Genomic DNA, 17,906 nt, shown 5'->3' with positions numbered 1-17,906 from the left:
CATTCAGCGACTGACACACCGCTTTCGCGAGCAAGCCCGCTCCCACATTTGAATTCCACTGCATGTCGAATTTGGTCTGAGAACGACATCGGCTGTACTGAAAGCGCTACAGCGTAACGATATCGCTACAACCCTGTTTTTTGCGCGCCATGCAAGGCTTTGATCCACATAGGCTTTTTTTCTTGCGCCTGACTGTAGCGAAATCGCTACACCCAAACCGCATAACGCTATCAGCCATTTCTCTAAGTTATTGTTTTGTAACGATTTAAAAACCTTGGCCGCGATTTTGCTAAGCAACTCCCCATTATTCCAATCCCGTCCACCAGACGAATCTGGCCCCGAGGAGTTTCCATGAGCGAGTTGCGTTTCACTGAAGATCACGAATGGCTGCGCGCCGAAGCCGACGGCAGCGTCACCGTGGGTATCACCGCTTTCGCGCAGAACGCGCTGGGTGATGTGGTTTTCGTGCAACTGCCGGAGTTGCAGGCCTATGACAAAGGCGCCGAAGCCTCCACCGTGGAATCGGTCAAGGCCGCCAGCGGCGTGTACATGCCCCTGACCGGTGAAGTGCTGGAAGTGAACGACGCACTCAGCGACAGCCCGGAACTGGTCAACGAAGACCCGATGGGTGAAGGCTGGTTCTTCCGCTTTAAACCGGCCGATGCCGAAGCGGTAGCTAAACTGTTGGATCAGGACGCGTACGACCGCCTGATCAAAGCCAACGCTGAAGCCTGAGGAGCGCGCCATGACTGTTCAACTGACCACCGCCAATGAATTCATCGCCCGCCACATCGGCCCGCGCGCGGAAGACGAGCAGCAGATGCTCGCAAGCCTGGGCTTTGACTCCCTGGAAGCCCTGAGCGCCAGCGTGATCCCGGAAAGCATCAAGGGCACCAGCGTGCTGGGCTTGGAAGACGGCTTGAGCGAAGCCGAGGCCCTGGCCAAGATCAAGGCCATCGCCGGCAAGAACCAACTGTTCAAGACCTACATCGGCCAGGGCTACTACAACTGCCACACGCCGTCGCCGATCCTGCGCAATCTGCTGGAAAATCCGGCCTGGTACACCGCCTACACCCCATACCAGCCAGAAATCTCCCAAGGCCGCCTGGAAGCGCTGCTGAACTTCCAGACCCTGATCAGCGACCTCACCGGCCTGCCGATCGCCAACGCCTCCCTGCTCGACGAAGCCACCGCTGCCGCCGAAGCCATGACCTTCTGCAAACGCCTGAGCAAGAACAAGGGCAGCAACGCTTTCTTCGCCTCGGTCCACAGCCACCCGCAAACCCTCGACGTGCTGCGCACCCGTGCCGAGCCGCTGGGCATCGACGTGGTGGTGGGCGATGAGCGCGAACTGACTGACGTCAGCCCGTTCTTCGGCGCCCTGCTGCAATACCCGGCGAGCAACGGCGACGTGTTCGACTACCGCGCACTCACCGAACGCTTCCACGCCGCCAACGCCCTGGTGGCCGTGGCCGCCGACCTGCTGGCCCTGACCCTGCTGACCCCGCCGGGTGAGTTCGGCGCCGACGTGGCCATCGGCAGCGCACAACGCTTCGGCGTGCCGCTGGGCTTCGGTGGCCCGCACGCGGCGTACTTCTCCACCAAGGATGCATTCAAGCGCGACATGCCGGGCCGTCTGGTCGGTGTGTCGGTCGACCGTTTCGGCAAGCCGGCCCTGCGCCTGGCCATGCAGACCCGCGAGCAACATATCCGCCGCGAGAAAGCCACGTCGAACATCTGCACCGCACAGGTGCTGCTGGCCAACATCGCCAGCATGTACGCCGTGTACCACGGCCCCAAAGGCCTGACCCAGATCGCCCAGCGTGTACATCAGCTGACCGCGATCCTGGCCAAGGGCCTGACCACCCTGGGCCAGAAGGTCGAGCAGGAACACTTCTTCGACACCCTGACCCTCAACACCGGCGCCAACACGGCCGCCCTGCACGACAAGGCCCGTGCCCAGCGCATCAACCTGCGTGTAGTCGACGGTGAGCGCCTGGGTGTCTCGGTGGACGAAACCACCACCCAGGCCGACATTGAAACCTTGTGGGCGATCTTTGCCGACGGCAAGGCCCTGCCAGCTTTCACCCAAACTGAAAGCACGCTGCCAGCCGCCCTGCTGCGCCAGTCGCCTGTGCTCAGCCACCCGGTGTTCAACCGTTATCACTCCGAAACCGAGCTGATGCGCTACCTGCGCAAGCTGGCCGACAAGGACCTGGCGCTGGACCGCACCATGATCCCGCTGGGCTCGTGCACCATGAAGCTCAACGCCGCCAGCGAAATGATCCCGGTGACCTGGGCCGAGTTCGGCGCCCTGCACCCGTTCGCCCCGGCTGAGCAAAGCGCCGGCTACCTGGAGCTGACCTCCGACCTGGAGGCCATGCTCTGCGCGGCCACCGGTTACGACGCGATCTCCCTGCAGCCGAACGCCGGTTCCCAGGGTGAGTACGCAGGCCTCCTGGCCATCCGTGCCTACCACCAGAGCCGTGGCGATGAGCGCCGCGACATCTGCCTGATCCCGTCGTCGGCCCACGGCACCAACCCGGCGACCGCCAACATGGCCGGCATGCGCGTAGTCGTCACCGCCTGCGATGCGCGTGGCAACGTCGACATCGAAGACCTGCGCGCCAAGGCCATCGAGCACCGCGATCACCTGGCGGCGCTAATGATCACCTACCCGTCCACCCACGGCGTGTTCGAGGAAGGCATCCGCGAAATCTGCGGGATCATCCACGACAACGGCGGCCAGGTGTACATCGACGGCGCCAACATGAACGCCATGGTCGGCCTGTGCGCACCAGGCAAGTTCGGCGGCGACGTGTCCCACTTGAACCTGCACAAGACCTTCTGCATCCCACACGGCGGTGGCGGCCCGGGCGTTGGCCCGATTGGCGTCAAGTCGCACCTCACGCCGTTCCTGCCCGGCCACGCGGCCATGGAACGCAAGGAAGGCGCGGTGTGCGCGGCACCGTTCGGCAGCGCGAGCATCCTGCCGATCACCTGGATGTACATCAGCATGATGGGCGGCGCAGGCCTCAAGCGCGCTTCGCAGTTGGCGATCCTGAATGCCAACTACATTTCCCGTCGCCTGGAAGAGCACTACCCTGTGCTCTACACCGGCAGCAACGGCCTGGTGGCGCACGAATGCATCCTTGACCTGCGCCCGTTGAAAGACAGCAGCGGCATCAGCGTGGACGACGTGGCCAAGCGCCTGATCGACTTCGGTTTCCATGCGCCGACCATGTCGTTCCCGGTGGCCGGCACCTTGATGATCGAGCCGACCGAAAGTGAATCCAAGGAAGAGCTGGACCGCTTCTGCAACGCCATGATCGCGATCCGCGAAGAAATCCGCGCGGTGGAAAACGGCACCTTGGACAAGGACGACAACCCCCTGAAAAACGCCCCGCACACCGCTGCAGAACTGGTGAGCGAGTGGACACACCCCTACACCCGCGAGCAGGCGGTGTACCCAGTGCCATCGTTGATCGAAGGCAAGTACTGGCCGCCGGTCGGGCGTGTGGACAACGTGTTTGGTGATCGCAACCTGGTGTGCGCTTGCCCGTCGATCGAGAGCTACGCGTAACCGACTGACGGAACACGGTCCAATGTGGGAGCTGGCTTGCCTGCGATAGCGGTGTATCAGACACAGAAATGTTGCCTGACCCACTGCCATCGTGGGCAAGCCCGGCTCCCACATTGACCGAGATCAACCACAAGATTCTCGCCCAATAATAAGAAACCGGAGAACAACTCATGTCTTTAAGCGTGTTCGACCTGTTCAAGATTGGCATCGGCCCCTCCAGTTCCCACACCGTCGGCCCGATGCGCGCCGCCGCTCGATTTGTCGAGGGCCTCAAGCGCGACAACCTGTTGAGCGCCACTGCCTGCGTCAAGGTGGAACTCTATGGCTCGCTGGGCGCCACCGGTAAAGGCCACGGCAGCGACAAGGCCGTGTTGCTGGGCCTGGAAGGCGAACACCCGGACACCGTGAATACCGAAACCGTCGCCGCTCGCCTGGCGCAGATGCGCAAGGACGGCCGCCTCAATTTACTCGGTGAACACAGCATTGCGTTCAACGAGAAAGAACACCTGGCGATGATTCGCAAACCCCTCGCCTACCATCCCAACGGCATGATTTTCCGCGCCTTCGACGCCGCCAATATCCAGATCCGCAGCCGCGAGTATTACTCGGTGGGTGGGGGTTTTGTGGTGGATGAGGACGCCGCCGGCGCCGACCGCATTGTCGAAGACGCCACGCCCCTGACCTTTCCGTTCAAGCACGGCAAAGACTTGCTCAACCATTGCACCACTTACGGGCTGTCCATCAGCCAAGTCATGTTGACCAACGAAAGTGCGTGGCGCCCGGAAGCGGAAACCCGCGCCGGCTTGCTCAAGATCTGGCAAGTGATGCAGGACTGTGTGGACGCGGGCTGTCGCAATGAAGGGATCTTGCCGGGCGGCTTGAAGGTCAAGCGGCGTGCAGCGGCGTTGCATCGCCAGCTGTGCAAGAACCCGGAGTCATCACTGCGCGATCCCTTGTCGGTGCTGGACTGGGTCAACCTCTACGCCCTGGCCGTCAACGAAGAAAACGCCAACGGCGGGCGCGTGGTCACCGCGCCCACCAATGGTGCGGCCGGGATCGTGCCAGCGGTACTGCATTACTACATGCGCTTTATCCCGGGCGCGAACGAAGACGGTGTGGTGCGCTTTCTGCTCACCGCTGCCGCCATCGGCATTTTGTACAAGGAGAACGCCTCGATCTCCGGCGCCGAAGTCGGCTGCCAGGGTGAAGTGGGCGTGGCCTGTTCCATGGCGGCCGGTGCGCTGTGTGAAGTCTTGGGCGGCACGGTTTCCCAGGTGGAAAACGCCGCTGAGATCGGCATGGAACACAACCTCGGCCTCACGTGCGATCCGATTGGCGGGCTGGTGCAGGTGCCCTGCATCGAGCGCAATGCCATGGGTTCAGTGAAAGCCATCAATGCGGTGCGCATGGCGTTGCGCGGGGACGGACAGCATTTTGTGTCCCTCGACAAAGTCATCCGCACCATGCGCCAGACCGGCGCCGACATGAAAAGCAAATACAAGGAAACCGCCCGTGGCGGTTTGGCGGTCAACATTATCGAGTGCTGACGCCCCAAGGCGCGCCAGCACGTTTTTCAGGAGCTGAATATGTCCACCGAAACCCTGTTGAAAACCCCGTTGCACGCACTGCACCTCGAACTGGGCGCGCGCATGGTGCCCTTCGCCGGCTACGACATGCCGGTGCAATACCCGTTGGGCGTGATGAAGGAACACCTGCACACCCGTGATCAGGCCGGGCTGTTCGACGTGTCTCACATGGGCCAGATCCGCCTCACCGGCGCGAACGCCGCCAAGGCCCTGGAAACCCTGGTGCCGGTCGACATCATCGACCTGCCGGTGGGCATGCAGCGCTACGCGATGTTCACCAACGAACAGGGCGGCATCCTCGACGACCTGATGGTGGCCAACCTGGGCAACGACGAGTTGTTCCTGGTGGTCAACGCCGCCTGCAAAGAGCAGGACCTGGCCCACCTGCGCAAGCACATCGGCGACCAGTGCAGCATCGAGCCGCTGTTTGAAGAGCGTGCACTGCTGGCCCTGCAAGGCCCCGCAGCGGTGAAAGTGCTGGCGCGCCTGGCGCCGGAAGTCACCAAGATGACCTTCATGCAATTCGCCTCCCTGCGCCTGCTGGGCGTGGACTGCTACGTCAGCCGTTCGGGCTACACCGGTGAAGACGGTTTTGAAATCTCGGTGCCCGCCGCCAACGCCGAGAGCCTGGCCCGCAGCCTGCTGGCCGAGACCGAAGTACAGGCCATCGGCCTGGGCGCCCGCGACTCCCTGCGCCTGGAAGCCGGCCTGTGCCTGTATGGCCACGACATGAACACCGACACCACGCCAATCGAAGCCAGCCTGTTGTGGGCGATCTCCAAGGCCCGCCGTACCGATGGCGCGCGCGCTGGCGGGTTCCCGGGCGCCGACCGGATCTTCACCCAGCAACAAGCCGGTGTGAGCCGCAAGCGTGTGGGCCTGCTGCCTCAAGAACGCACCCCGGTGCGTGAAGGCGCAGAAATCGTCGATGAACACGGCACCGTGATCGGCACCGTGTGCAGCGGCGGTTTTGGCCCGACGCTGGGCGGCCCGCTGGCCATGGGTTACCTGGACAGCGCGTTCATCGCACTGGACACCGAAGTGTCTGCGTTGGTACGTGGGAAAAAGGTGCCACTACGTGTAAGTAAAATGCCATTTGTGCCGCAACGTTACTACCGTGGCTCAGTGACTGTTTCTATAAGTAACGCGGTTGCGTTAACGTGCACTAAACTGTAACGCAACCGCCATAAAACAGTGCATTGACGATAGTCAATGCACTAGGGAATAACCTATAACAAGTGATCAACTCTATCGAATAAGTGGGATCCACATTGTTGACCAAACTGTCACAAAGCCAAGCAAAACCTGGGCTTTGGGCAGGGCTTGTTTTTTCTCCTTTAGTTGGCGTAGAGTTTGCTCACTGTGTTTGCATGGGTCGCTTTGAACCTGGACCTGGGCAGTAGCTGAAGTAGTTGTGCTACAACCCGTTCGATGTCTCTTACTTTCCTGCAACTCAGCCCAGTACTCTTTCATGCGAAAGGGGCTGTCATTAATTTTTAGCGTCAAAGGAAAGAAGAAAATGGCTGAACGTCAGAGCGGTACCGTCAAGTGGTTTAACGACGAGAAAGGGTTTGGTTTTATCACTCCAGAAAGCGGTCCGGATCTGTTCGTCCATTTCCGCGCTATTCAGGGCAACGGCTTCAAGAGCCTGAAAGAAGGCCAGAAAGTGACCTTCATCGCCGTGCAGGGCCAGAAAGGCATGCAGGCTGACGAAGTACAAGCAGAAGGCTGATCCTTCCTGCGACAAAAAGCCCCTGATGGTGACATCAGGGGCTTTTTTATGCGCGTTTGTTCGTAGAATGGCTTTTTATTCAGAGAGCCCTGCCATGTCCAAACCCCTGCTCAATCCCCAGGGCGAGTTCCCCGCCGTTGGCCTTGGCCGGCGTCTGGCGGCCATGTTCTATGACTTCCTGCTGTGCACCGCCCTGCTGATTGTCACCGCATTCCTCTACAAGCTGGTGTGGATGGCGTTTATCGGCGAGGCCAAGATGCGTACGCTGACCGAGTCCGGGGCACTGGACGGCGACCCATTGCTGTCGACGATCCTGTTCTTTGTACTGTTTGGTTTCTTTGCCAAGTTCTGGACCCATTCGGGCCAAACCCTGGGCATGCAGGTGTGGGGCGTGCGCGTACAGAACGCCGACGGTTCGCGCATCAGCCTGTGGCAAGCGCTGCTGCGCTTTGTGGTGGCGATTGCGTCGTGGCTGTGCGTGGGGCTGGGTTTTTTCTGGTCGCTGTTTGATAAGCGCAAGCGCAGCTGGCATGACATCTACTCGGACACGCAGCTGGTGCACATTCCCAAGCAGAAGAAGTAATCCAGGCTGGCGAAAATCCAAATGTGGGAGCGGGCTTGCTCGCGAAGGCGCTGTGTCAGTCGATACATTCATTGACTGATGCACCGCATTCGCGAGCAAGCCCGCTCCCACATTTTTAATTGTGCCCGCTCTGGATCAGGCGTTGCCGGCGAGTTTCAGTCGGGCAGCCTGGGTGAAGTCGAGCATGCGCTTGAGCGGGCGCACCGCGTGCGGGATCACCGAAGGCTCCACGAAGATCTCGTTACTGCCCTCGCGCAGGCACTGCAACGTGCGCTCCAGCGTGTTCATCGCCATCCACGGGCAGTGTGCACAACTACGGCAAGCGGCGCCGTTGCCGGCGGTAGGCGCTTCGACGAAGACCTTGTCCGGGCACAGCTGCTGCATCTTGTAGAAGATGCCGCGGTCAGTGGCCACGATGAAGGTCTTGTTCGGCAAGCGCTGCGCCGCAGCAATCAGCTGGCTGGTGGAGCCGACCGCGTCCGCCAGCTCGATCACCGAGGTCGGCGACTCCGGGTGCACCAGAATCGCAGCGTCCGGGTACAGGGCCTTCATGTCCTCCAGTTGCTTGGACTTGAACTCTTCGTGGACGATGCACGCGCCGTCCCACAGCAGCATATCGGCACCGGTCTGGCGCTGGATGTAGGTGCCCAGGTGCTTGTCCGGGCCCCAGATGATCGTCTCGCCGTTGTCCATCAGGCTCTCGACGATTTCCAGTGCGCAGCTGGAGGTCACCACCCAATCGGCACGGGCTTTGACCGCCGCCGAGGTGTTGGCGTACACCACTACGGTGCGCTCGGGATACTGGTCGCAGAACGCCGAAAACTCATCCACCGGGCAGCCAAGGTCCAGGGAGCACGTGGCCTCCAGGGTGGGCATGAGGATGCGTTTTTCGGGGGTGAGGATCTTGGCGGTCTCCCCCATGAAACGCACGCCGGCCACCAAAACGGTCTTGGCCGGGTGGGCAGCGCCAAAGCGTGCCATTTCGAGGGAGTCGGAGACACAGCCCCCGGTTTCTTCGGCCAAGGCCTGAATCACCGGGTCGCAATAGAAGTGGGCGACCAGCACCGCGTCTTGAGCCTTGAGCTCGGCAGCGATGGCGGCGCGCAGGCTCGCCTCTTCTTCGATGCTCAGGGCCTTGGGCTGCTTGGCATCGAGGTGGGCTTGAACCAGAAGGCGTTCGGAAATGTGCGTCATGTTCGCAAGACCTGCAGGCGCAGTTGCGCGAAAGTCGAGTGTACCACCGGCTCTGGAGCCCTTCGGGCGCCGCCGGACGAAGTGATTGTGTTCATCAAGCACGGGTGAAGCTGCGCAAGGCTACAGAATATCGAGTGGATTCAAAAGCCTGAAGGTGCGTTACAGAGACCGGAGCGGACGGCCGTGCAGGATCAACCGCAGACCTTGACGGGGCTCAATAACGCTCTTGTGCAAAACACACCCGCTCTACGACATAACAGAAATCTCTCAACGTTTATAAACATTTAAACCCCATGCCCCTCAACTCATACAGGAAAATTAAATTTAAGACTTGTCTCAAAAAAACCCTGATAAATTGCCAATCTCGTAAGTAACGGTAAGAATTGCCGCAACTCAATTCATGCACGAGCCACGCCGTGAATAACAGAACCGTCATCGCCGACAATCATCCGATCATCCGCTTGGGTCTTCGAAAAACGCTAACGATAGCGGTTATAACGTTGTCGGCGAAGCCAACTCTGCGCACGCCGCATTGAAACTTTGCACGTCACTGCGCCCTGGCTTTTTACTGCTGGATGTCGCACAGCCTGAATTGGATGGTTTGCACTTGATCAGGCAGTTGGCACTGCAAAGTCTTCCCACAAAGATAGTGGTATTCACGAGCCTGGTATCCAGCACCATTACCGAGCGCTGTATGGCAGAGGGTGCACACGGCCTGGTCTACAAGCATGAAGAGGCGTCCCGGCTGATCGACTCTATCCGCACAATCGAGACGGGATACAACTATTTCCCGAATAAGGGGGCAGCCACCACTGATCAGGAATATGACACTCAAAGGGATGAAAAACTATTGAGTTCACTGTCCCTTCGAGAACTGAACATTCTGCAGAGGCTGTCCTGGGGGCAAACACAAAAATCCATTGCCGAGAGCATGTGCTTGAGCAGTAAGACCATCAGCACTTACAAAGCCAGGCTGTCCTTAAAGTTGAACGCCAATACCACCGTTGAACTGTATGAAATAGCCAAGCGCAATGGACTGTCCTGAAACACTAATACCCGCACCAGCGTTTTATTCAACACACATTCCATTATCAACTTCAACATCAGCACTATCCACCTGTAAGAGATATGCGTGCACGCTCGCACACTGTTTATATCAAGTTCAAGGAGGTTGGATTGCAATAGAGGTCTACCGATGAACACGGCCAACACACTCTTGTGTTTAGCATTAAATATTTACCACGAGGCCCGTGGAGAGCCCGAATACGGCCAAATCGCGGTAGCGTCCGTCACCATGAACCGCGCCGGCTGGCAAACCGAAAACATTTGCAGGGAGGTATACCGGGAACGGCAGTTTTCCTGGACGCACTCCAATGCCCAGCGCCAACCGATGGAAGAAAAGGCCTGGCGCAAGGCCAAGACCCTCGCGGCACAAGTGATTAACGGGGAACACAAGGACCCCACTGACGGCGCCACACACTTCCATGCTTCAAGCATCAAACCCTATTGGAGTCGATCCTTTCAGAAAAAAATGCGCATCGGCCGGCATATTTTCTACGCGGAGAAATAACCACCGGGCGAGCGGGCGGCTTCAAATGTCCTTGAGGTGCAGGTGTAATTTGAACAGTTCCGTATCGGTGCGCACATTCAGTTTGCGCAGTGCGGCCTGTTTCTGACCACTGATCGTCTTGCGACTGCGCAGGAACTTGACCGCGATTTGCGAAACGGACATCCCCTCAAGGCAGCAACGCAGCACTTCACGTTCCTTGGGCGACAACGCAGGGTAGTTGACCAGTTGTTCAGGGCCCGAATCGCCTTCCTCACCCGAAGCAGCAGGCGTTTCAGGGGTTGAATCCAACTCTGATGCCATGGCCGGCGAAAGGTACAAACGGTCCAGTGCCACGGTGCGTATCGCACGCACCAGGTGCTCAGGGTTCTGTGACTTGCCGAAGAAACCGTTGGCACCCGCGCGTATGGCCATGTTGACCGTCGCCGGCCGTTCCATGGACGAAAGCACCAGGATGCGCAAGTCAGGGTGATGGCCGCGCAACAGTTGAATCAGGCGCAAGCCGTCGAGTTCACCCTCACTCAATTGGTAATCGAGGATCAGCAGGTCAATGGCCTCTTCACGCAGGGCCTGCAGAAGCTGGTTGCCTTGGGAATACACACCGACGACTTTGATGTCGGACTCGGAGGACAAACGAACCGTCAGTGCGTCACGTATCAACGCATGGTCATCCAGGAGAGCCACCTTGAGCGGTGAAACTACCGACCATCTCATCGTAAAGCCCTCCTGATACATACGAAATTACGCGAATTGCCTGACAGGTCATTCGCCATTGCAAATACACACTATCCTAAGTCTGTGAGAAAAAAAACCAGGGAATTGCGTTTCTGAACGATCGATCTAAAAACTCGAAAAATGCTAACTAACGCCTTGTATTTAAAGTATTTTTTTAAAAATACCAGTCGAGCGGGCGCTGTGTGAAGTTCGTCGATTTCGCGCCAATACAGCGCTCTTCATTTTTCATTCGACAGCGGTACGCGATGAAGCAGCAGCAAGCATTTGCCGCTGGAAAAAATGGTTCACAGGGAGGTCTTGCACAGGGCACGGATGCGGCGACGAAGCTATCTTGACGGGTAATAATTCGTACAAAATAGAATGAAATGTACTACGGACGCTAACCTCTTCCGAGGCGCGCTTCCGAGCGGACTGGATCGTCAATGCTGCCTATTGGACCTGACACCTTGAAGAACTTTAAACGTTTGTTCGCCTGGTTATCGGGCACCCTGGTCTTGCTGATGGCTACCGGCGCCCTGGCGCTGACCCGTGAGCCGGTAACGTTGCTGGTCAACGCCCCCACCAACATTCCTCACGTCGAATTCGATACCCAGACCCGCGCCTGGCTGGCCACCGGCCCCCAAATCAATGTGGCGATCTGGAACGGCGCGCTACCGCCGCTGCACATGGGCTTCGACCAAAGCCAGTTCGAAGGCGTGGCGGCGGACTACCTGGGCGCCATCCGTGCAGCCACCGGGCTGCGCTTGAAGATCTGGCGCTACCCCAGCCCCAAAGAAGCACGGGAAGCGTTGGCCCGAGGCGAAGTGGACCTGCTGGCCCTGCATGACGTCACCCAAGGCCAGGAAGGCGCCCTGACACAATCGCGCCCCTACTTGCTTAATCGCAAGGTCATCGCCCGGCGCATCGGTGAAACTTGCCGCCGACCACCGACCTGGAAGGCCAGCGCCTGGCCTATGTGGGGGACGACAACGTCGGCGCGGCCCTGCAAGCACAGTACCCCAAAGCCCGGTTGATCCAGTATTCCAACCACCTGATCGGCCTCACCTCACTGGTGTACAACCAGGCGGACGCCATGTGGATGGATGCGATTACGGCGGAGTTCATGATTCGCCTGCTCTACAACAACGATGTGTATATCTCCGGCGACGCCCTCCCCCGCGTCTCGGCCGATATCAATTTCGCGATCAGCGACCGGCAACCGCAGTTGTTGAAGGCGATCAACACCACCCTCGACGCCATCCCGCCCCTGGACATGATGCGCATCACCACACGCTGGGGCTTGAGCAACAACTTTGTCGTGGACCAGCCCCCGCTGGAGCTGGATGCCGCCGAGACGGCCTGGTTGGCCAACCACAAGAGCATCCGGATTCTGGTGGCCGGCGCCTATGCGCCCCTGACGTTCTTTGATGACCATGATGAGTTCCAGGGCCTCAGCGCAGACTTGCTGAAAATCGTCAGCCAACGTACCGGCCTGAAACTGGAGATCGTGCGCAGCAACAGCATTCCCACCATGCTCAAGCAGCTGCAGGACAATCAGGCCGACCTGATCGCCGCCCTCAGCATTGGCGAGGCGCGGCTCAAGCCCGAACAATTCACCCGGCCTTACCTCATCAACCCGTTCGTGCTGGTGACCCGACGCTCGGGCACCACGCTGGACACCCTCGACGCACTCAACGGCAAACGCCTGAGCATTCCCACCGGTAACCCGCTGGCCAACTGGCTGACGCAACACTACCCACAGATCATCCAGGTACCGGTTCCCAATGCCGTGCGCGGCATCGAAATGCTCTCCAAGGGCGACGTCGACGCGGCGGTGCATATCCAGATCGGCGCCGATTACTTCATCAAGCAGCATTTCCAGGATGCCTTGCAGATCAGTGCCGTGATCGGCGAATACCCCGCCCGTATCGCCATGGCGGTCGGTGATGACGACCCGCAGCTCAAGAGCATCATCAACAAGGTGCTCCTGGGCATTCCCCCCGAAGAGCTCAAGACCTTGAGTGACCGCTGGCGCAACCACGCCGCCCCGGCCGTTTCCAGTTCGTGGAACGCCTACAAGGATGACCTCTACCCCATCATTGGCGCGGCCGTGGCCTTTGTCCTGGCGTTCCTGGTGTGGAACTACTACCTGCAGATCCAGATCCGCAAACGGCGCAGTGCCGAACGCGCCCTCAGCGACCAATTGGCGTTCAGCAAGACCTTGATCGACGGCTCCCCTATCGCGCTGTACGTGCGCGACAGGTCGGGGCGCCTGGCCCAGTGCAACCTGGCTTACCTGGAGTTTCTGCACACGACCCAGGAGGACGTCATCGGCAAGACCTTGAGTGAAACCGGGGTCATTTCGCCAGCGCTCAGTGCCCAGTACCAACAGATCTATGCGCAGAGCGAGAAGAGCCAGGAACCGACCTTCGCCGACCTGGACATCGAGATCGACGGCCAGCAGCGCCAGATTTACCACTGGACGCTGCCCTTCCAGAACGCTGCCGGCGAGTTTTCCGGGGTGATCGGTGGCTGGCTCGACATCAGCGAGCGTGAGCAATTGATGGAGCAGTTGCTGCTGGCCAAGGAAGCGGCCGATGATGCCAACGAATCCAAATCGACCTTCCTGGCGAGCATGAGCCATGAAATCCGCACGCCCATCAGTGCGCTGATCGGGCTGATCGAAATGCTGCGGGTACGCGGTGGCACCCCGGAACAGCTGGACGAAAACCTGCGGGTGGCGCACCTCTCCGCGCAGTCGTTGCTGTCACTGATCGGCGACATCCTCGACCTGTCGAAAATCGAAGCCGGCGCGATGCACCCCTTGCATCGCCCCACTCACTTGATCGAACTGCTGGAGTCGGTGCACACCCTGTTCGAGGTCAACGCACAGAACAAACACCTGAGCTTCGACCTGCGGGTCGACGCCCATGACCCGCTGGTGATCATCGATTCGTTGATGCTCAACCAGATCATCGCCAACCTGATCAGCAACGCGATCAAGTTTACTGAACAAGGGTCGGTGACGCTGTCGCTCAAGCAATTGCCGGATGACGCCACAACAGGGTTTTGCCGCTATCTGATCGAGGTACGCGACTCGGGCGTGGGCTTGAGCGAGGCCGCGAAAAAAGCCATCTTCGAACCGTTCGTGCAGGTGGGAGCCGGTACCCGCAGCGCGCGCGGCACCGGTTTGGGCCTGAGCATTTGCACACGCCTGGCGGCGTTGCTGGACGCGCGCCTCAGCGTCACCAGCACACTCGGCCAAGGCTCCTGCTTCCAGCTGGAGTTCGCTGCCGAGCGCACCCAACTCGCGCCCGCCTCACCACCGGCGCAAGCGCCTGGCACAACGAACCACTGCCTGAATATCCTGGTGGTCGAGGACCACGCGCCCAATCGCTTGTTGCTATGCCAGCAACTCGAGTTCCTGGGGCACCGCGTGGTGCCTTGCGACGATGGCGAAACCGCCCTGGCCGAATGGAAACAGGCCGACCCGCCCTTCGACCTGACCATCACCGACTGCAATATGCCGCTGATGGATGGCTATGAACTGACCCGCCAGATGCGCAGCCTGGAGCAGGACCGAGCCATGAGCCCGCACCCCATCTTTGGCCTGACGGCCCATGCCCAGTCGCAAGTCATCCAGGACTGCCTGGATGCGGGCATGACCCAGTGCCTGTTCAAACCGACCGGCATAGAGGCGCTGGCCCAGCACATCGGCGCCGTCTCTGCCGAAGCGGCCCGGCGCGCCGGTGCGGCCAGCGCGAGCGGCGGGGAATTACAGAAGCTCAAGTTCCTGGCGCCTGAGGCGTACAAGCCCCTGGTCGAGAAATTCATCAGTGCCAGCTACGAAGACCGTGCCAGCTTCAAGGCCCTGTTGAGTACCAACGACACCCGGAAAATCGGCACGCTGACCCACAAAGTCAAAGGCGGCGCCTTCATGGCCGGCGCCAGGCAACTGGTCGAGGCCTGCACGCAGTTGGAAGACCTGCTCGAACAAGATCCGCCCGGGGCTTACCAGCCGCAAGTGGAACGCGTCATGGCGGTGATGCAAACCCTGGAACAACAGTTGTTGGCCGAGATTGCGTAACGCCGGGGCACTGGCGGCTAGTCCGTCAGTTCCACTCGCCACTGCCCGGCGCCAAGGGGCGCCGCGACAAAAAACGGCAAGTCCGCCGACCAGTACTTGCCTTGCACTCTCGAGTGATAGCGGCACACTTCCTGGCCGGCCTGATCCAGTACACGCCAGCCCTGGCGCTCACCGCAGGCTTTGGTGCTGTGCCCACGGATCGCCTTGAAGCTCGCATTGCTGCCCACATGAAAACGCTCGGTCTGCCAGCGGATCGGCGCGTGGGCAGGGAGCGGCTGGGCGCCATGAAAATCGAACCAATCATCATGGTTCAACACGCTTTGGCGCAGCATCGGCCACACCTGCTCGCGCAGGAAAATCTGGTCGGCAAAGCGTGTCACGTCAGACTGTTGCGCCAACCAGCGCTGCATCAACGGTTTCAAAGCAGGCAAGCCGCCTCGGCAACCACCCCAAAGCCCCGCCAGAATCAGCTCGGTGTGGGTGAAAGAATCGCGAATGTGGTGAAACCAGTACGGGCTCGCCAACCACTGGTCAATCGCCGCTTGCTCACGCTCGGACAGCAACGAGTCGGCATCGCGGATCAGGTAACGGTCTACCTCTGGGTCATCCACCACCAGAAAACGCCACATCAAAGGATGCACACCGTCGCGCGCCGAACCGCTCATGTCGATCACCTGTGCACCGGCGTCCAGCAGGCGTTGCCGGATCACGGCCGGCACGCTGTCATCCAGGTACACGCGGCAACGCCACGCGGGAAACAACTCCCGGGCCACCTGCACATTGGCGATGGCCGACTCGCAGTAACGCGGACTATCACCGAACAAGGTGTAGGCAATGATGTTGCGTTCCGGGGCCCCCGGCTGAAAGGCTGCCGGTGCAGCCGCGCGCGGCCCGGGTTCGACGGCATGGCCATGGCGCGCGTCGGCACGCTCCAGCGAAAGCTTGCCGTAGGCGTGTACATCGTCGCGCAGGCCCAGGTGGCCGCAGACCTCGGCTAACCCATCCAGCCACGTCGCGCTGGCCTGGGCCTGCAAGGCGGGCGGCGCATTGAAGATCCGCAGGTACACCGCGTGTGCCTGGCTGAAATGATTGAGCCGCATCAGGCACAACGCATAATCCGACAATACGCCCATGTGCTGCGGCACGATCTTCAACGCACCTTCGGCCGCGCCGAGTCCGGCACCGTAGTCATTGCGCGCCATCGCCGCCTGGAACGCCTGGGCGCACTGCTGAAACCTCTGGGCCGGGCTGAACGAGGCCCCCACAGAACGTCCTTTTTTGGCCAGGCTCATCGTGCCTCTCCACGCAACCAGGCGCCCAGCGTGCCGGCACCGGCGTACTGGCGCAAAATCGCCTGGTAACCGTCGAACCGGTTGCTGACTTCGCTGACCCGGTTGCCATAGTGATCGGACTCGGCCGACAACACGTCCAGCAGGGTGCGTTTACCCAGGTGGTACCACTGCTCGTAAAACGCCACGCGAATACCGTCCGACTCGTTCGTCAGGCTGCGGTACAACTCGGCACGCTCCAGAAAGGTCTTGGCCTCATGGTTGGCGGTGCGAATGCCGTATTCCAGGTCCAGGCGCTGTTGCTCGGCCGTCTGGCGACCGGCTTCAGCGCGCTGCAAGGCCGCGCGTTCCGAGGCGCGGGTGGAGCCGCCCCGGAAGGCGCCCCAAGACAACGACAAATGGGTTTCCCACGGCTGTTCACGGCCCAGGGCATCATCGGCCGTGGACTTGTTGATCACCCAGTTCAACTGCGGCAAGGACGATGCACGCACCACCTTGGCCTGCAATTCGGCAGACTCGGTCTGCTCCCGCGCTTGATTGAGCGAGGGATGGTTATCCACCTTGCCCAACAAGGCATCGAGGTTGGCCAGGCGAATGTTCCACTGCGGGGTGCGCGGAATCGCGATCGGCCGGTCGCCGACCAGTTTGCGCAGGTTGATCTCGGCATCCTTGGCTTTCGTCTCGGCCGCATCGCGTGCCGCCTGGGCCTGCAACATGCGGGACTTGGCCTGGGTCAATTCACTGGCGCGGCCTTTGTCCACGGCGACGATACCGGCCAGCATCTTGACCAGTTCGTTCATGCGGTCAACGTACTGCTGGCTGAGGTCGACGATCAGGCGCTGCTTGCCCAGTTCGACAATACGGTTGGTCACGTCGAAGGCCGAGTTTTCCAGCTCGGCCTCAATGGCCGACGCTGCCGCCGCCGACAGGTGCCGACGGCTCTCGATGGTGCTTTGGATGCGTCCCCAGTCATACACAGGGGTGACAATACTCAAGTTGATCCCGGTGCTGCTTGAGCTTTCGTTATCCGACGAGCCGCCGAATTTCTTGGAACCGGCAGTGGTGCTCAGGTCGACCTGGGGCCAACGCTGGCCCTTGGCTTCATCGATGTCGGCGTCGGCGGCATACTGCTCGGCCACCGCGGCCTGCACCTTGGGGCTGCGCTCGGCAGCGGCGCGCACGGCCCGATACAGAATCTCGCGTAGCTCGAATTCAGACGGGCCCACGGCAGTGACCTGCCGCATCGCTACCGATTCGGATACACCCAGGGTGGCCAAGGCCGAAACCCCCGGCAGCTCGCCGCTGCGCGAAGGCGCCACGTTCACCGTCGAAGGCGCACGCGGCACCGGCTTCGCCACGCTGCCGGCATCCACCTTGGTAAACGACAGCGACTCGCTGCGTGACGACACGGGCCGCGCCGATGGCGTAGATGCCGTTGCCGCCGCAGGCTGGAAGGTCACCACCTCGGCGTGACGGGGTTCGGCTTCACGCACCACCGCAGGACGCGGCGGTGGCGTATAAGCCGGTGCCGCTGCGGGCTGAAAAGTCACCACCTCGGTGCGACGCGGTTC

General features: G+C 60.5%; 14 protein-coding genes and 1 pseudogene. 11 read left to right on the top strand and 4 right to left on the bottom strand.

The window, feature by feature from the left end:
- Nucleotides 1-351 precede the first annotated feature (351 nt).
- From gcvH to ACVWVP_RS25990, 6 genes are all read left to right on the top strand, one after another.
- The gene (gcvH, locus tag ACVWVP_RS26015) at nt 352-735 is read left to right on the top strand and encodes a glycine cleavage system protein GcvH (RefSeq protein WP_056858590.1); all 384 of its coding nucleotides are present in this window, start codon (nt 352-354) and stop codon (nt 733-735) included.
- A 10-nt stretch (nt 736-745) separates the two neighbouring features.
- The gene (gene gcvP, locus ACVWVP_RS26010; RefSeq protein ID WP_457408819.1) at nt 746-3,583 is read left to right on the top strand and encodes an aminomethyl-transferring glycine dehydrogenase; all 2,838 of its coding nucleotides are present in this window, start codon (nt 746-748) and stop codon (nt 3,581-3,583) included.
- 170 nt (nt 3,584-3,753) lie between these two features.
- Nucleotides 3,754-5,130 carry an L-serine ammonia-lyase gene (locus ACVWVP_RS26005; protein ID WP_457408817.1) on the top strand — a complete coding sequence of 459 codons (1,377 nt, stop codon included), beginning with the start codon at nt 3,754-3,756 and terminating at the stop codon, nt 5,128-5,130.
- Nucleotides 5,131-5,169: 39 nt separating this feature from the next.
- Entirely contained in the window at nt 5,170-6,345 is a 1,176-nt protein-coding gene (gene gcvT / locus ACVWVP_RS26000) for a glycine cleavage system aminomethyltransferase GcvT (protein WP_457408814.1), read from the top strand.
- A 343-nt stretch (nt 6,346-6,688) separates the two neighbouring features.
- Entirely contained in the window at nt 6,689-6,901 is a 213-nt protein-coding gene (locus ACVWVP_RS25995) for a cold-shock protein (protein ID WP_003316897.1), read from the top strand.
- A gap of 94 nt (nt 6,902-6,995) precedes the next feature.
- Nucleotides 6,996-7,484, top strand: coding sequence for an RDD family protein (locus ACVWVP_RS25990; protein WP_259173180.1), 489 nt, complete (start codon nt 6,996-6,998; stop codon nt 7,482-7,484).
- Nucleotides 7,485-7,619: 135 nt separating this feature from the next.
- On the opposite strand, the gene nadA is transcribed toward ACVWVP_RS25990, so the two are convergent.
- On the bottom strand, nt 7,620-8,678 hold the full coding sequence (gene nadA, locus ACVWVP_RS25985) for a quinolinate synthase NadA (RefSeq protein ID WP_457408811.1): 1,059 nt from the start codon (nt 8,676-8,678) through the stop codon (nt 7,620-7,622).
- A 493-nt stretch (nt 8,679-9,171) separates the two neighbouring features.
- Here nadA and ACVWVP_RS25980 point away from each other — a divergent pair.
- The 3 genes and pseudogenes from ACVWVP_RS25980 to ACVWVP_RS25970 form a co-directional block, all read left to right on the top strand.
- A pseudogene (locus ACVWVP_RS25980) lies at nt 9,172-9,426 on the top strand (response regulator); the annotation flags it as partial.
- Between the two features lie 102 nt (nt 9,427-9,528).
- Nucleotides 9,529-9,723: a response regulator transcription factor gene (locus ACVWVP_RS25975; RefSeq protein ID WP_457408949.1), complete on the top strand. Its 195-nt coding sequence runs from the start codon at nt 9,529-9,531 to the stop codon at nt 9,721-9,723.
- 150 nt (nt 9,724-9,873) lie between these two features.
- Entirely contained in the window at nt 9,874-10,248 is a 375-nt protein-coding gene (locus ACVWVP_RS25970) for a cell wall hydrolase (RefSeq protein ID WP_259173182.1), read from the top strand.
- 21 nt (nt 10,249-10,269) lie between these two features.
- Here ACVWVP_RS25970 and ACVWVP_RS25965 read toward each other — a convergent pair whose 3' ends face one another.
- Nucleotides 10,270-10,959, bottom strand: a complete 690-nt coding sequence (locus ACVWVP_RS25965) for a response regulator transcription factor (RefSeq protein ID WP_178925349.1) — start codon at nt 10,957-10,959, stop codon at nt 10,270-10,272.
- Nucleotides 10,960-11,426: 467 nt separating this feature from the next.
- On the opposite strand from ACVWVP_RS25965, the gene ACVWVP_RS25960 reads away from it, so the two are divergent.
- Both ACVWVP_RS25960 and ACVWVP_RS25955 read left to right on the top strand, forming a co-directional pair.
- Entirely contained in the window at nt 11,427-11,993 is a 567-nt protein-coding gene (locus ACVWVP_RS25960) for a hypothetical protein (RefSeq protein WP_457408809.1), read from the top strand.
- Nucleotides 11,894-15,046: an ATP-binding protein gene (locus ACVWVP_RS25955; RefSeq protein WP_457408806.1), complete on the top strand. Its 3,153-nt coding sequence runs from the start codon at nt 11,894-11,896 to the stop codon at nt 15,044-15,046. The genes ACVWVP_RS25960 and ACVWVP_RS25955 overlap by 100 nt, the downstream gene beginning before the upstream one ends.
- A gap of 17 nt (nt 15,047-15,063) precedes the next feature.
- On the opposite strand, the gene ACVWVP_RS25950 is transcribed toward ACVWVP_RS25955, so the two are convergent.
- Together ACVWVP_RS25950 and ACVWVP_RS25945 are read right to left on the bottom strand one after the other, a co-directional pair.
- Nucleotides 15,064-16,338 carry a hypothetical protein gene (locus tag ACVWVP_RS25950; protein ID WP_457408803.1) on the bottom strand — a complete coding sequence of 425 codons (1,275 nt, stop codon included), beginning with the start codon at nt 16,336-16,338 and terminating at the stop codon, nt 15,064-15,066.
- On the bottom strand, nt 16,335-17,906 hold a 1,572-nt coding region (locus ACVWVP_RS25945), incomplete at its 5' end, for a TolC family protein (protein ID WP_457408800.1). The genes ACVWVP_RS25950 and ACVWVP_RS25945, both read right to left, overlap by 4 nt.

It is taken from the genome of Pseudomonas sp. TE24901, assembly GCF_054058375.1.
The sequence above is the reverse complement of the archived record's forward strand: the minus strand, read 5'-3'. Positions and strand labels throughout refer to the sequence as shown.

Excerpts from the sequence above, each read along its gene's own strand:
- gcvH (WP_056858590.1), top strand. The coding sequence starts at position 352 with ATGAGCGAGTTGCGTTTCACTGAAGATCACGAATGGCTGCGCGCCGAA.
- gcvP (WP_457408819.1), top strand. The coding sequence starts at position 746 with ATGACTGTTCAACTGACCACCGCCAATGAATTCATCGCCCGCCACATC.
- ACVWVP_RS26005 (WP_457408817.1), top strand. The coding sequence starts at position 3,754 with ATGTCTTTAAGCGTGTTCGACCTGTTCAAGATTGGCATCGGCCCCTCC.
- gcvT (WP_457408814.1), top strand. The coding sequence starts at position 5,170 with ATGTCCACCGAAACCCTGTTGAAAACCCCGTTGCACGCACTGCACCTC.
- ACVWVP_RS25995 (WP_003316897.1), top strand. The coding sequence starts at position 6,689 with ATGGCTGAACGTCAGAGCGGTACCGTCAAGTGGTTTAACGACGAGAAA.
- ACVWVP_RS25990 (WP_259173180.1), top strand. The coding sequence starts at position 6,996 with ATGTCCAAACCCCTGCTCAATCCCCAGGGCGAGTTCCCCGCCGTTGGC.
- nadA (WP_457408811.1), bottom strand. The coding sequence starts at position 8,678 with ATGACGCACATTTCCGAACGCCTTCTGGTTCAAGCCCACCTCGATGCC.
- ACVWVP_RS25970 (WP_259173182.1), top strand. The coding sequence starts at position 9,874 with ATGAACACGGCCAACACACTCTTGTGTTTAGCATTAAATATTTACCAC.
- ACVWVP_RS25965 (WP_178925349.1), bottom strand. The coding sequence starts at position 10,959 with ATGAGATGGTCGGTAGTTTCACCGCTCAAGGTGGCTCTCCTGGATGAC.
- ACVWVP_RS25950 (WP_457408803.1), bottom strand. The coding sequence starts at position 16,338 with ATGAGCCTGGCCAAAAAAGGACGTTCTGTGGGGGCCTCGTTCAGCCCG.